Here is a 13,946-nt window from a genome sequence, read left to right as displayed (position 1 = left end):
CCCTCCTCCGCCGTTGGGGGCCGGTCGGCCGTGCCGCGACGCGAGGGGGCGGCCCGGAGGGCTGAGGGTAGCCTTGCCCGCGTGAGCACCTGTGCGACGCGGTCGCGTGAACTTTCGGAGCCGCTGGCCGCCACGGCGGCGGTGGCGACCACCTGGCTGCTGGTGGAGCAGAACGGGCCGTGGGGCGCGAAGGCGCTGGGCGAGAGCCACCTGGACGCGGAGACGGGGCACGCGCTGGAGGCCGCCGCGGCCGGGACGGGCGTGCGGGTGGCGCTGATCCGCCGGCCGGGCCGGCACGCGGACTGCCTGCCGACGGCGCGGCACGAGGTGATCGTGGCGCACACGGTGCCGGGCCGCGGCTGGGTGCGCCGGGCCGCGGTGGCCGATCCGGCGGAGCTGCTGGGCCTGGACTTCGCGGCGCTGGGCGTTGGCGACCACGCGGGTTTCGGCGCGGAGCACGTGGGCGGCCCGGTGGCGCTGGTGTGCACGAACGGGCGGCGCGACCGCTGCTGCGCGCTGCTGGGCCGGCCGTTGGCGGCGGACCTGGCGGCGGCCGGGCACAGCGAGGTGTGGGAGGTGACGCACCTGGGCGGCCACCGCTTCTCCCCCACGATGCTGGTGCTGCCGTCCGGCTACGCGTACGGGCGGCTGACGGCGGAGACGGCCAAGGAGGTACTGGCGGCGACGGCGGCCGGGCACATGGTGCCGGAGTGGTCGCGGGGCTGCTCGGGCTGGGACCGTCCGGGCCAGGCGGCGGACCACGCGGTGCGGCTGGCGATCGGCGAGACCCGGGTGGACGCGCTGACCGTGCTGCAGCGGCCGGACGGCGAGGGCCGCTGGCTGGTCACGGTGCTGCACGCGGACGGCCGGGCGTGGGAGGCGGACGTGCTGGAGGGCCGGAGCGAGCCGCCGCGTCCGGAGAGCTGCGGGAAGGCGGAGGGCACGCCGTCGCGGATGGACGTGCTGAGCGTCCGGGGCGTCTGAGACCGGGGCGCCCCGAGGCGGCGACCCGGGCAGCCGGAAGCGGCGGCCCCGCGCCCGTGGGGGTGAGCGCGGGACCGCCGGACCGGTCCGGGGTCAGCCGGTGGCCTGTTCGGGGTCAGCCGGTGGCCTTGCCGACGAACTCCGTGGTGTAGGTGCGGGAGAGGTCGATCGAGCCCTCCTTGCCCTTCACGTCCGGGTGGAACGCGGCGAGCACGGCGAGGACGGTCTTCGGCCCGTCGGCCGGCATCACCCCGTCGGTGGTGAACATCGGCAGCGTCGACTTGATCGCGGCCGCGTACTGCTCGGCGCCGCCCTGCGCGTAGTCGGCGGGCATCTGCGCGGCGATCTCCTCGGGGGTGTGCGTGGACATCCACCTGAGGGTCTTGACGAAGGCGTTGGTGAGCTTCTGGGTGGTGTCCTTGTTCTTCTCCACCCAGTCGGTGGCCATGTAGAGCGAGGACGACGGGTAGAGGCCGCCGAGCGCCTGGCGCGAGCCCTCGGGGGTGCGCATGTCGTAGAGGATCTTGCCGAGGCCCTTGTCGAGGACGTTGGCGACGGTCGGGTCGGTGGTCATCCCGGCGTCGATGCTGCCCTGCTGGAGCGCGGCGACGAAGGTCTGGCCGGCGCCGACGGCGATCGGGCTGAACTCGCTGACGGAGGCGCCGTTCTTGACCGCGAGGTACTTGGTGAGGAAGTCGGTCGAGGAGCCGATGCTGGTGACGCCGAGCTTCTTGCCCTTGAAGTCGGCACCGGACTTGATGGCGTCGGCCTGCTTGGCGGAGACGAGCTCGACCTCGCCGGGGGCCTGGGCGAACTGGACGACGGACTCGACGTTCTTGCCCTTGGCCTGGAGGTCGATGGTGTGGTCGTAGAAGCCGACGGCGCCCTGGACGTCGCCGGCGAGCAGGGCGGTGGTGGCGTTGACGCCGGCGGGCTCGGTCAGCAGCTCGACGTTGACGCCGGCGTCGGCGAAGTAGCCGAGCCGCTGGGTGAGCATCGCGGGGAGGTAGATGACCTTGTCCAGGCCGCCGACCATGATCTTGACCTTGGGTCCGTCCACCTGCCGGCCGGCCGGGGCGGCGGCGCCGTGGGCGGACGTGGCGGCGTCGTTGGCGCAGGCGGAGAGCGGGAGGAGGAGGGCGGCGGCGAGGGCGGCGGCAGCGGCTCTGCCGGTCGGGTTCGGGCGCATGGGTGGGGGTGCCTCTCTACTGCGGACGAGGGGGGTTCAGCGGCCGTCGCCCGCGTCTGCGGGCTTCCAGCGGAAGAGCTTCTTCTCGGCGAAGGTCAGCAGGCCTTCGGTCAGCAGCGCGACGACGGCGAGGATCGTCATCGCGGCGTACACACCGGCCGAGTTGAAGGTGCCCTGGGCGGCGGCGACGAGCAGGCCGAGGCCCTTGGTGGCACCGATGTACTCGCCGACGATGGCGCCGATCAGCGCGAAGCCGAAGCTGACGTGGAGGCTGGTGAAGATCCACGTGGTGGCGGCCGGGATGACGACCTGCAGGGTGACCTTGCGGTTGTCCGCGCCGAGGATCCGGGCGTTGTCGACGAGGTTGCGGTCCACCTCGCGGGCGCCCTGGAAGGCGTTGAAGAACACCGGGAAGAACACCAGCACCACGGCGGAGGCGACCTTGGAGGCCGGGCCGAGGCCGAACCAGATCAGGAAGATCGGTGCGAGGACGATGCGCGGGATCGCGTTGAGCACCTTGACGTAGGGTCCGAACACGTCGGCCAGGAAGCGGATCCGGCCGAGCGCGATGCCCAGCAGCACGCCGGCGACGACGCCGATCACCCAGCCGGAGAGGGCCTCGTAGAGGGTGTAGCCGATCTGCTCGCCGAGCGAGCCCTGGGCGGTGCCGTGGGTGATCCACTGCCGGATCTGGTCCCAGATCCGCGACGGCTGGGAGAAGTTGAACGGGTCGATGACCTCCGTCCGGGCGCACACCTCCCACAGGCCCAGGAAGGCGACGAGCACCGCGAACCGGGCGCCGTACACGCCCAGCTTCCGGTTGCGCGCGGCCCGTTCGCGGGCCTCGGTCCTCGTGGTGGGGACGGCCGGTGCACCCGGCACGGCCGACGCGGTCTCAAGCGGCACCACCCGCTCCTCTCTCCCGGGTGATGCGCACCTCTTCGCCGAGCGAGGCCCAGATCTCGCGGTACAGCTCGACGAACCTCGGTTCCAGGCGGACGGCCTCCACGGTGCGCGGTCGCGGCAGGTCGACGGTGAAGATCTCCTTGACGGTCGCCGGACCGGCGGTCATGACGACCACCCGGTCGGCGAGCGCGATGGCCTCGTCGAGGTCGTGGGTCACGAAGACGACGGACGAGCCGGTACCGGCCCACAGCTCCAGCAGCTGGTCGGACATGAGCGCGCGGGTCTGCACGTCCAGCGCCGAGAACGGCTCGTCCATCAGCAGGATGTCCGGGTCGTTGACGAAGGTCTGGGCGAGCGCGACGCGCTTGCGCATGCCGCCGGACAGCTGGTGCGGGTAGCGGTCCTCGAAGGCGCCGAGCCCGACCCGTCCGAGCCAGTCCCGGGCCCGTTCCCTGGCCTCGGCGGCGGGCACGCCCCGGAAGCGGGGGCCGGCCATGACGTTCGACAGGACGGTGCGCCAGGGGAAGACGGCGTCCTGCTGGAAGACGAACCCGACCCGGGGGTGGATCCCGCGGACCGGCTCCCCGTACACCCGGGCCTCGCCCTCGGTGGGCTCCTCCAGGCCGCTGACCAGCGTCAGCGTGGTGGACTTGCCGCAGCCGGTCGGGCCGACGACGGCGACGAACTCGCCCTGGGCGACGGTCAGATCGAGATCGCGGACGGCGGTGTGCAGCGCCCCCGAGGGGGTGCGGAACCGTTTGGTCGCGCCGGACAGCTCGATCGCCGGGGTCTTGCTCATGCCCCCGCCTCGCTTCGCTCGGCAGGTGCTTCGCAGGACCGGCACCTCTTGGTGATTCGCTCGCTGCGCTCGCTCATGTGTGACCTCCCGGGTCAGTGCTTGCCCCGAGAAGGTAGGAGCGGGCCCGGCCCCGGCGGGAGCCTTCTCCGCGTAGTGCGGCTTCTCCGCGTTGAGGGGTGTTCTGCTCGTTTTGCTTCCGCTACAACTGCGGGGACGCGGCTGACAGAAACACGCCGGAAACGTAGGGTGTCCCGACCCCCGTCCGCCCCCGGTACGACCCCACGCCGCCCCCACGCCCCCACGGCCGCCGAGAGGAGGCCCGGATGAAGCTCCCCCGCTGGCCCCGCCGGGTCTTCGCGCAGCTGCTGCTCAGCCAGACCGTCGTCACCGTCGGTGTCACCGCCGTGACCGCCGGGCTGTTCCTCGCCCCGGTCAGCAGCGAGCTCGACCACGACGCGATGCAGCGCGCCCTGTCCATCGCCCAGGCCACCGCCACCGACGAGGTGATCGCCCGGGCCGCCGCCGCCCGGGACTCCGCCACCGCCCAGCGCAACGCCGAGCAGATCCGCCTGGCCACCGGCGCGAGCTTCGTCGTGGTCACCGACCTGGACGGGATCCGGCTCTCGCACACCGACCCGGACCGGATCGGCCACCGGGTCAGCACCGACCCGGAGCCCGCGCTCAGCGGGCTCAGCGTCACCGCGATCCAGCAGGGCACGCTGGGCCGCACCGCGCGCGGCAAGGTGCCGCTGCGGCTCGCGGACGGGCGGATCGTCGGCGAGGTGTCGGTCGGCATCAGCGACGACTCGATCCGCCGCCGGCTGCTGAAGATGCTGACCGGGATCCTGCTGTGCGCGGGCGCCGGCCTGGCCGCGGGCACGGTCGCGACGCTGGTGCTGGCCCGCCGGCTCAAGCGCCGGACGCACAACATCGCGCTGGCCGACATCTCGGCGCTGCTGGTGGAGCGGGAGGCGATGCTGCACGGCATCCGCGAGGGCATGGTGGCGCTGGACGAACACGGCCGGATCCGGCTGGCGAACGACGAGGCGGTGCGGCTGCTGGGCCTGCCGCCGGACTGCACCGGCCGCCGCACCGACGAGGTGCTGCCGCCGGGGCGGCTGGCGGACGTGCTGGCCGGGCGGATCACCGGCCCGGACCTGCCCGCCGTCCGGGACGACCGGGTCCTCGTGGTGAACCGGACGGCGACCGCCGAGGGCGCGGTCGTGACGCTGCGCGACCGCACCGAGCTGGAGTCGCTGGTCCGGGAGCTGGACACGACCCGCAGCCTGACCGAGGCGCTGCGGGCGCAGGACCACGAGCACGCCAACCGGATGCACACACTGCTGGGCCTGCTGGAGCTGGGCCGGCACGAGCAGGCGGTGGCGTTCATCTCGGAGCAGTCCGGTTCGCACGCGGCGGTCGCGGCGCGGATCGCCGAGCAGGTGCAGGACCCGCACGTGGCGGCGTTGCTGGCGGGCAAGTCCGCGGTGGCGGGCGAGCGCGGGGTGCGGCTGGTGCTGGCCCCGGCGGCGCACCTGCCGGACGCGGTGGTGGACGCGCGGGCGCTAGTGACGGTGCTCGGCAACCTGGTCGACAACGCGGTGGACGCGCTGGCACCGGGCGGGGGCGGCCGGGTGGAGGTGACCCTGGCCGCGGCGGGCTCCACGCTGCTGCTCCAGGTCGCGGACAGCGGCCCGGGCGTGCCGGAGGAACTGCGCGAGCAGGTCTTCGAGGAGGGGTGGAGCAGCAAGGACGCGCCCGCGCACCGTCCGCGCGGGCTGGGGCTGGCGATGGTGCGGCGGCTGGTGGAGCGCACCGGCGGCCGGATCGTGCTCGACGCGGGGCCGCTGGGCGGCGCCCGGTTCACGGTCGAGCTGCCGGAGGCCCTGCTCACTGCTCGGCTCGTGGAGGCGTGATGATCGACGTACTCGTGGTGGACGACGACTTCCGGGTCGCGGACGTGCACGCCGCCTACGTGGCGAAGGTGCCGGGCTTCCGGGTGACGGGCACGGCGCACTCGGCCGGGGAGGCGCTGGCGGCGCTGGAGCGCCGTCCGGTGGACCTGCTGCTGCTCGACCACCACCTGCCGGACGAGACGGGCCTGGCCCTGGTGCGCCGGCTGCGGGAGCGGCAGGTGGCGTGCGACGTGATGATGGTGACGGCCGCCCGGGACGTGTCGACGGTGCACGCGGCGATGCAGCACGGGGCGCTGCAGTACCTGGTCAAGCCGTTCACGTTCGCCGGGCTGCGCGAGAAGCTCACGGCGTACGCGCAGCTGCGGCACGCGCTGGCCGGTCCGGCGGCGCGGGAGGCGGGCCAGGACGAGGTGGACCGGCTGTTCGCGACCCTGCGCAGCGCCGCGGCCCCGGCCGGGGCGCTGCCGAAGGGCCACTCGGCGCCGACGACGGACCTGGTGCTCGGGGTGCTGCGCCGGGCGGGCCGGCCGCTGTCCGCGCAGGAGGTCGCCGACGGGACGGGGCTGAGCCGCTCGACGGCGCAGCGCTACCTCAAGCAGCTGGAGCGGGACAGCCGGCTGCGGCTGACGCTGCGCTACGGCGACACCGGGCGGCCTGAGCACCGGTACGGGCTGGCGGCCCGGCCCTGAGCACGGGACCCCCGGCGGCCTCACCGCCGCCGGGGGTCCCAGGGGGTGCGGTTCAGGCCGCGCCGGCGCCGGTGAGGGCGCGCACCTCCAGCTCGGCGAAGCGGTCGGAGTCGGCAGGTTCGGGCGAGGTGAGCGTCCCGATCCAGCCGGCCAGGAAGCCGAGCGGGATGGAGACGATGCCGGGGTTCTCCAGCGGGAACCAGTGGAAGTCGACGCCGGGGAAGAGCGCGACCTTGGTACCGGAGACGACCGGCGAGAAGGTGACGAGCACGATGGCCGGGACGAGGCCGCCGTACACCGACCAGACGGCGCCGCGGGCGGTGAAGCGCCGCCAGAACAGCGTGTAGAGCAGGACCGGCAGGTTGGCGGAGGCGGCGACGGCGAAGGCCAGGCCGACCAGGAAGGCCACGTTGAGCTGCTGGGCGAAGAGGCTGATCGCGATGGCCGCCGCGCCGATCCCGACGGCGGCGATCCGGGCGACGACGATCTCCTGGCGGTCGCTCACGGGCTCCTCCGTGCGCGGCGCCCCGTCGTCCGTCCGCCGGCGCAGCGACCAGCCGCGGAAGGCGCCGGCCCAGATGTCGTGGGCGAAGGCGGCGGAGGAGGCCAGGGTGAGTCCGGCGACGACGGCGAGGATGGTGGCGAAGGCGATCGCGGAGATCACCGCGAACAGGACGACCCCGCCGGTGCTGCCGTTGCCGCCGCCGAGCACCAGGGCGAGCAGCGGAACGGCCGTGTTCCCGGCCGAGTTGGCGTGCCGCACCTCGGCCGAGCCGACCAGGGCGGTGGCCCCGAGGCCGAGCGCGATGGCCATCAGGTAGAAGCCGCCGACCAGGCCGATCGCCCACATCGTGGAGCGGCGGGCGGCCCGGGCGGTGGGCACGGTGTAGAAGCGGGACAGGATGTGCGGCAGGCCGGCGGTGCCGAGCACGAGGGCGAGGCCGAGGCTGAAGAAGTCGAGCCGGCTGGTGGAGGTCGCGCCGTACTTGAGCCCGGGTTCGAGGTAGCGCCGGCCGGCGCCGCTGTGCCGGGCGGCCTGGCGCATCAGCTCGAAGAGGTCGCCGTGGTAGTGGACCATCAGCAGCACGGTGAGCAGCACCGATCCGGCGATCAGCAGGAACGCCTTGACGATCTGGATCCAGGTGGTGGCCCGCATGCCGCCGACCGTCACGTAGACGATCATCAGGCCGCCGACCGCGACGATGGTCCAGGTCCGGGCGGAGGCGCTGTTGGTGCCGAGCAGCAGGGCGACGAGCGAGCCGGCGCCGACCATCTGCGCGACGAGGTACAGCAGGGTGACGACGACGCTGGCGCCGCCGGCCGCGGCCCGTACCTTGCGCCGGCGCAGCCGCAGCGCGAGCACGTCGGCGAGGGTGTAGCGGCCGGCGTTGCGCACGAGTTCGGCGACCAGCATCAGGACGACGAGCCAGGCGACCAGGAAGCCGATGCTGTAGAGCACGCCGTCGTAGCCGTAGAGGGCGATCAGTCCGGCGACGCCGAGGAAGGAGGCGGCGGAGAGGTAGTCGCCGGAGAGCGCGAAGCCGTTCTGCAGCGGGGTGAAGTCCCGTCCGCCGGCGTAGAAGTCCTCGGCCGCGCTGCCGCGGCGCCCGACCCAGAGGGTGATGCCGAGGGTGACCAGGACGATCACGGCGAAGAGCAGGATCGCGAGGTCGTGGTGGTCGCCGGTGGGGGCGACGGGCGGTGGGGTGGCGGTCGACGCCGCGGTGGTCATCGGAGCTGGTCCTGGGTGTCCCAGCGCAGGCCGAGGGCGGCGCGGTCGCGCTTGGTGCCGGCGTTGCGGGCGTAGAGCCAGGTGAGGAGGAAGGTGCTGGCGAACTGCAGCAGGCCGAGCAGCCAGGCGACGTTGAGCGGCCCGGCCACCGGGGTGCGCATCAGCTCGGGCGCGGCGGCCTGGGCGGCGACGTAGGCCAGGTACCAGGCGAGGAAGGCGCTGCTGACCGGGAAGACGAACGACCGGTAGCTGCGCCGGATGTCCTGGAAGGCCTCGCTGGCCTGGACCGTCCGGTACACCTCGGTGCTGTCCGCGCTGCCGGCCGGTGCGGCGGCGGGCACCGCGGCCGGCACGGGCACCGCGGCGGGAACGGCCGGTGCGGCGGGCACGGTCGGCGCGGCGGCCGGGACGGGCGGCACCGGCTGCGCCGGCACCGTGCGGTCCGTCCGGGGGGCGGCCGACCGGGTGCCCTGGTTGGGCCGACCGGCGGCGGGCGCGTTCGCGGTGGCCGGAGCGGCCCACCAGTCGAATCGCTGCCCCTGCCCGGGACTGCTCGTCTGCTGCTGTGGCACTGCTGCTCCTGAACCGGGCGGGCACTCTGACCCGAACCATCATGAGGGCCTCTGAGCAGCGGTTTTGACCATTGCAGATACGTTCACTCGATGAGGTGATCGATGATCCGACAGACACTCATCCGACTACTGATGCGTACCGGTGATTCCGTGCCGAAAGGCGTACGCGACGGCCTGTGCCCGGTCCCGCACGGCGGTCTTCGCGAAGAGGTTGTTGATGTGCGTCTTCACGGTGGCCGGGCTGACGAACAGCCGCTGGGCGATCTCACCGTTGGAGAGGCCTTCGGCGATCAGCGCGAGCACCTCGGCCTCCCGGGTGGTCAGTCCGTCGGGCAGTTCCGCGGCCCGGGCGGCGGGCGCGGGGGCCGGTTCGGGGGTCGCCGGGGAGGCTTTGCGGCCCTCCGATAGCCGCTCCAGCAGCCGGAGTTGGACCTGCGGCGAGAGCCCGGCCGCGCCCGAGCGCACGTCCGCGATGGCCCGGGCGATCTCCTCGCCGCCGGCGTCCTTGGTGAGGTAGCCGCGCGCGCCGGCCTGGAGCGCGGGGAACAGCGAGTCGTCGTCGGCGTAGGTGGTGAGGACGACGACCTCGGTCTCCGGGTGCGCCGCCCGGATCCGCCTGGTCGCCTCGACGCCGTCGACGCGCGGCATCCGCAGGTCCATCAGCACCACGTCCGGGTGATGCCGCTCCACCAGGGCGACGGCTTCCTCCCCGTCCGCCGCCGCGCCGACCACCTCGATCCCGGGCAGCAGGCCGAGCAGCATCACGATGCCCTCGCGCACCACCGTCTGGTCGTCCGCGACCAGGACCCTGGTCGTTCCCGCGCTCACGCCGGCACCCGCAGCAGCACGCGCCACCCTCCGTCCTCCGGGCCCGTCAGCAGGGTGCCGCCGAGCAGTTCCGCGCGTTCGCGCATCCCCAGCAGACCGTACCCGCTGCCGCTGGCGGCCAGTTCCCCCGGCGCCGCGCCGCGCGGGGACGCGGAGTTGCGCACCTCCAGCTCCACCGCGTCCGGCAGGTAGCGCAGTTCGACCTCGCACCGGGCCCCGGGCGCGTGCTTGCGCACGTTGGTCACCGCCTCCTGAGCGGTGCGCCGCACGGCGAGCGCGGCCTCGGCGGCCAGCGGCCGGGGCGTGCCGACGACGCCGAACACCGCCCGTTCGCGTCCGGTCAGTTCGACCAGGAAGTCCCCCACCGGGGTGAGTTCGCCGCGCAGCGCGGACAGCGCCTGCCGGGTCTCGGCCAGCCCGTCCTGCGCCATCCGCCGGGCGGCGACGACGCGTTCGCGGACCTGTTCGCGGTCGGTCCCGGCGTCCAGCATCAGCCGGGCCGCCTCCAGGTGGACGAGTTGGGCGGAGAGGCTGTGGGCGAGCACGTCGTGGATCTCCCGGGCGATCCTGGCCCGTTCGGCGAGCGCCGCGCTCTCGGCCTCGGCGGCCCGGGCGGCCCGCTCCTGCGCGAGCAGGCGGCGGGCGGTGCCGCGCGCCTCGATGTCCAGCCGCAGCAGGAAGCCGAGGAGCCCGAGCCCGCCGACCGACGTCACGACGCTGAGCCAACTCGCCCAGCTGGCCGCGGTGTACGAGCCCAGCGACGCCACCGCGACGAGGACCGCGGGCGCGGGCGGCAGCCGGACCAGCGCCATCACCGCCAGCCCGAGCCAGGTGACGTCCGCCAGCACGATGGCGTGGCCCCAGTTGGCCAGCCACCCGAGGCCGACCAGGGCGCCGGCCGCGGCGAGCGAGGGCACGAGCCGCTGCGCCCGGCTGGCGTTCAGGTAGACCGTGCTCAGCCCGACCATGGCCACCAGCCCGCCGGCCGCGGCCGCCGCCGCCCAGCCGGTGAAGCGGCCGTCGGCGAAGGTCCCCCAGGTGACGCTGACGAGGATCACGATCCGGCCGAGCACGGTGAGGACCCGCCGCGGGCCGCTCTCGGCCTCGCGCTCCAGTCCCTCGCGGGCCGGCCAGCGGGTCCAGTACCCGGTCACGGGGTCCTCCTCGGGGGTGTCGTACACGGCGGCGGCTCGAACGCGGCGGCGGGGCGGCGGCACGGTCAGCCGATCACGGCGGCCTGCCGGGGCAGCTCGGCGGTCCGCGCCCTCCAGTTCACCACGAGCGAGCGGACCAGCAGCATGACCGCGATGCCGAGCATCAGGGCGCTGCCCGCCTGGTGGACGTGCATCGCCGAGCCGATCCCGTACAGGCCGAGCCGGATGGCGATCATGCCCACCCACGCGGCGACCGTGGCCTTGGTGCCCTTGGCCCAGACCGAACCGTCCGCGGCCCGCCAGAGCCGGACGGTCCAGCCCCAGACGGAGCCCATGGCGAGCACCGCGACGAGGGAGGCGCCGAGCAGGACGGCGGAGAGCGCCGCGTGGTCGTGGTCGATCAGCTGCGGGTCGCGCAGCGCGAGCGCCCCGAGGATCAGCGGTAGCAGCCAGAACCGGCGCTCGGCGTCCAGGCGCTGCGCGCGCATCTGCCGCCGGACCACCAGGGCCAGTACCGCGATGATCACGACGATGTTGACGAGGGCGGTCATCGGATTCTCCGTCCCGACGGAAGCTGTGTGCTGACCTCACCGACGCTACGGATCGGGCGCCGCCCGGTGATCGGAGCCCGGGTGGACCGGGGGTGGAAGCACAAGCGCGAGGGCCCTCCACCCGTGGGTGGAGGGCCCTCGCGCGGGCGGTCGGGCAGGTCAGGCGTCGATGCGGGAGCGGTCCAGGGTCGCCGCCGAGTCCACGATGAACTCCTTGCGCGGGGCGACGTCGTTGCCCATCAGCAGGTCGAAGATCTTCTCCGCCTGCTCCAGGTCGCCCAGGTTGATCCGGCGCAGCGTGCGGTGGCGCGGGTCCATGGTGGTCTCGGCCAGCTGGTCGGCGTCCATCTCGCCGAGGCCCTTGTACCGCTGCACCGGCTCCTTCCAGCGCATCCCCTTGCGCTGGAACTCCAGCAGCGTGGAGCGCAGTTCGGCGTCGGAGTAGGTGTAGTGGTACTTCTCCTGGCCGCGCTTGGGGGCGGTGAGCTCGATGCGGTGCAGCGGCGGCACCGCGGCGAACACCCGGCCCTGCTCGACCATCGGCCGCATGTAGCGGTGGAAGAGGGTCAGCAGCAGGGTGCGGATGTGCGAGCCGTCGACGTCGGCGTCGGCCATGAAGATGACGCGGCCGTAGCGGGCCTGGTCGATGTCGAAGGTGCGGCCGGAGCCGGCCCCTATCACCTGGATGATCGCGGCGCACTCGGCGTTCTTGAGCATGTCGCTCACCGAGGCCTTCTGGACGTTGAGGATCTTGCCGCGGATCGGCAGCAGCGCCTGGAACTCGGAGTTGCGGGCGAGCTTGGCGGTGCCGAGCGCGGAGTCGCCCTCGACGATGAACAGCTCGCTGCGCTCGACGTCGTCGCTGCGGCAGTCGGCGAGCTTGGCCGGCAGCGAGCTGGTCTCCAGCGCGGTCTTGCGGCGCTGGGCCTCCTTGTGCTGGCGCGCGGCGACCCGGGTGCGGGCGGCGGCGACGACCTTCTCCAGGACGGCCCTGGCCTGGAGCTTGTCGTCCTTCTTCGCCGAGGTGAGGAAGGCCTTGAGCTCCTTGGCGAGGACGGCGGCGACGATCCGGTTGGCCGCCGAGGTGCCGAGGACCTCCTTGGTCTGGCCCTCGAACTGCGGCTCGGCGAGGCGGACGGTGACGACGGCGGTCAGGCCCTCGGTGGCGTCGTCCTTGGTGATGTCGTCCTCGGCCACGCGCAGCAGCTTGCTCGCGCGCAGCACCTCGTTGACGGTCTTGGCGAGCGAGCGCTCGAAACCGGTGACGTGGGTGCCGCCCTTGGGGGTGGCGATGATGTTGACGAACGAGCGCAGAGTGGTGTCGTAGCCGGCGCCCCAGCGCAGCGCGATGTCCACGCCGAGGTGGCGGGTGACCTCGGTGGGCGTCATGTGGCCGAGGTCGTCCAGGACGGGCACGGTCTCCTTGAAGGTGCCCTCGCCGCGCAGCCGCAGCACGTCGCAGACCGGCTTGTCGGGGGCCAGGAACTCGCAGAACTCGGCGATGCCGCCGTCGTAGCGGAAGACCGTTTCCTCGGCCTTCTCGCTCTCGGTGAGCCGCTCGTCACGCACGACGATGGTCAGGCCGGGGACGAGGAAGGCGGTCTGCCGGGCCCGGTTGTGCAGGTTCTCCAGGGAGAGGCGGGCGTCCTTGAGGAAGATCTGCCGGTCGGCCCAGTAGCGGATCCGGGTGCCGGTGCGGGTCCTGGGCACCTTGCGGGCCTTGGTCATGCCGTTGGCGGCCTCGAAGGGCGCGTCCGGGCCGGCCTCGGTGAAGATGCCGGGGGTGCCGCGGCGGAAGCTCATCGCGTGGGTGTGCCCGCTGCGGTCGACCTCGACGTCCAGGCGGGCCGAGAGGGCGTTGACGACGGAGGCGCCGACGCCGTGCAGACCGCCGGAGGCCGCGTAGGAGCCGCCGCCGAACTTGCCGCCGGCGTGCAGCTTGGTCATGACGACCTCGACGCCGGACAGCCCGGTCTTGGGCTCGACGTCGACCGGGATGCCGCGCCCGTTGTCGCGGACCTCGACCGAGGAGTCGGGGTGCAGGAGGACCTCGATGCGGTCGCAGTGGCCGCCCAGGGCCTCGTCGACCGAGTTGTCGATGATCTCCCACAGGCAGTGCATCAGGCCGCGGCTGTCGGTCGAGCCGATGTACATGCCGGGGCGCTTGCGGACCGCCTCCAGCCCCTCCAGGACGAGCAGGTGCCGAGCGGTGTAGTTGGAGCCGTCGTCACCGGCCAGCAGTGCGGACGGCACGGTCGTTTCGGCACTCACGCGGCACTCTCCTCGGTGAAGTTCTGTCTCATCGGTCACATCCGGAACGCGTCCGGACCGGCCGCCAGTGCAGCACGCCGCACCGACAGCCGTCGCCCGGCGTGTGCGCACCCCTCCGCTGGGTGCCCAGCACGGCGGGCCGGTCCCGCGCAGCTTGTACGCGCTGCGCGAACACGGGCCGGGCCGGAGTCCGGGGCTCCGGGGCGCCATCTCCTCCCGGTACCACCGGTCCTGGCGGTTCGTGGGGTCCGGCGCAGGCTCCGGAACTGCCGTTATGCAGGCTACCGGGGCCTGGGACGGGGCTTATGCTCCAACCCGGCAGAGGATTATGCTACGCGGACCTCGCACCCGGTCC

12 protein-coding genes are annotated in these 13,946 nt (G+C 73.4%); 3 read left to right on the top strand and 9 right to left on the bottom strand.

What is annotated here, in order from left to right:
• The first annotated feature begins 81 nt into the window (after positions 1-81).
• Complete coding sequence (locus tag ACFVSN_RS35430) at positions 82-984, top strand: sucrase ferredoxin (RefSeq protein WP_380439538.1); 903 nt, start codon at positions 82-84, stop codon at positions 982-984.
• A gap of 115 nt (positions 985-1,099) precedes the next feature.
• On the opposite strand, the gene ACFVSN_RS35425 is transcribed toward ACFVSN_RS35430, so the two are convergent.
• From ACFVSN_RS35425 to ACFVSN_RS35415, 3 genes are read right to left on the bottom strand one after another with little or no spacing between them, the layout of a single operon-like run.
• Positions 1,100-2,173, bottom strand: a complete 1,074-nt coding sequence (locus ACFVSN_RS35425) for an ABC transporter substrate-binding protein (RefSeq protein WP_387957577.1) — start codon at positions 2,171-2,173, stop codon at positions 1,100-1,102.
• Positions 2,174-2,209: 36 nt separating this feature from the next.
• On the bottom strand, positions 2,210-3,079 hold the full coding sequence (locus ACFVSN_RS35420; RefSeq protein WP_380439534.1) for an ABC transporter permease: 870 nt from the start codon (positions 3,077-3,079) through the stop codon (positions 2,210-2,212).
• Positions 3,069-3,878, bottom strand: a complete 810-nt coding sequence (locus ACFVSN_RS35415) for an ABC transporter ATP-binding protein (RefSeq protein WP_387957576.1) — start codon at positions 3,876-3,878, stop codon at positions 3,069-3,071. The genes ACFVSN_RS35420 and ACFVSN_RS35415 overlap by 11 nt, the downstream gene beginning before the upstream one ends.
• Before the next feature lie 323 nt (positions 3,879-4,201).
• Between ACFVSN_RS35415 and ACFVSN_RS35410 the strand changes: the two genes are divergently transcribed.
• Both ACFVSN_RS35410 and ACFVSN_RS35405 read left to right on the top strand, forming a co-directional pair.
• The gene (locus ACFVSN_RS35410) at positions 4,202-5,794 is read left to right on the top strand and encodes an ATP-binding protein (protein ID WP_380439530.1); all 1,593 of its coding nucleotides are present in this window, start codon (positions 4,202-4,204) and stop codon (positions 5,792-5,794) included.
• A complete protein-coding gene (locus tag ACFVSN_RS35405) occupies positions 5,794-6,483 on the top strand; it encodes a response regulator (protein ID WP_380497505.1) in 690 nt (229 codons plus the stop codon). Before ACFVSN_RS35410 ends, ACFVSN_RS35405 begins: the two co-directional genes overlap by 1 nt.
• A 52-nt stretch (positions 6,484-6,535) precedes the next feature.
• Here the strand turns inward: ACFVSN_RS35405 and ACFVSN_RS35400 are convergent, their stop codons facing one another.
• From ACFVSN_RS35400 to ACFVSN_RS35375, 6 genes are all read right to left on the bottom strand, one after another.
• Positions 6,536-8,215, bottom strand: coding sequence for a cation acetate symporter (locus ACFVSN_RS35400; RefSeq protein ID WP_380439527.1), 1,680 nt, complete (start codon positions 8,213-8,215; stop codon positions 6,536-6,538).
• Positions 8,212-8,787 (bottom strand): DUF485 domain-containing protein, encoded by a 576-nt coding sequence (locus tag ACFVSN_RS35395; RefSeq protein ID WP_387957575.1) that lies wholly within the window; start codon positions 8,785-8,787, stop codon positions 8,212-8,214. Before ACFVSN_RS35395 ends, ACFVSN_RS35400 begins: the two co-directional genes overlap by 4 nt.
• A 126-nt stretch (positions 8,788-8,913) precedes the next feature.
• On the bottom strand, positions 8,914-9,615 hold the full coding sequence (locus ACFVSN_RS35390) for a response regulator (protein ID WP_380439524.1): 702 nt from the start codon (positions 9,613-9,615) through the stop codon (positions 8,914-8,916).
• On the bottom strand, positions 9,612-10,769 hold the full coding sequence (locus tag ACFVSN_RS35385) for a sensor histidine kinase (RefSeq protein ID WP_387957574.1): 1,158 nt from the start codon (positions 10,767-10,769) through the stop codon (positions 9,612-9,614). Before ACFVSN_RS35385 ends, ACFVSN_RS35390 begins: the two co-directional genes overlap by 4 nt.
• A 65-nt stretch (positions 10,770-10,834) precedes the next feature.
• Complete coding sequence (locus ACFVSN_RS35380) at positions 10,835-11,320, bottom strand: DUF1453 domain-containing protein (RefSeq protein WP_387957571.1); 486 nt, start codon at positions 11,318-11,320, stop codon at positions 10,835-10,837.
• 159 nt (positions 11,321-11,479) lie between these two features.
• On the bottom strand, positions 11,480-13,591 hold the full coding sequence (locus ACFVSN_RS35375; RefSeq protein WP_380439518.1) for a type IIA DNA topoisomerase subunit B: 2,112 nt from the start codon (positions 13,589-13,591) through the stop codon (positions 11,480-11,482).
• Positions 13,592-13,946: the final 355 nt, after the last annotated feature.

The organism is Kitasatospora sp. NPDC057904 (assembly GCF_042887925.1).
Taxonomy (GTDB): Bacteria; Actinomycetota; Actinomycetes; order Streptomycetales; family Streptomycetaceae; genus Kitasatospora.
This window is presented reverse-complemented; position numbering and strand designations above follow the sequence as displayed.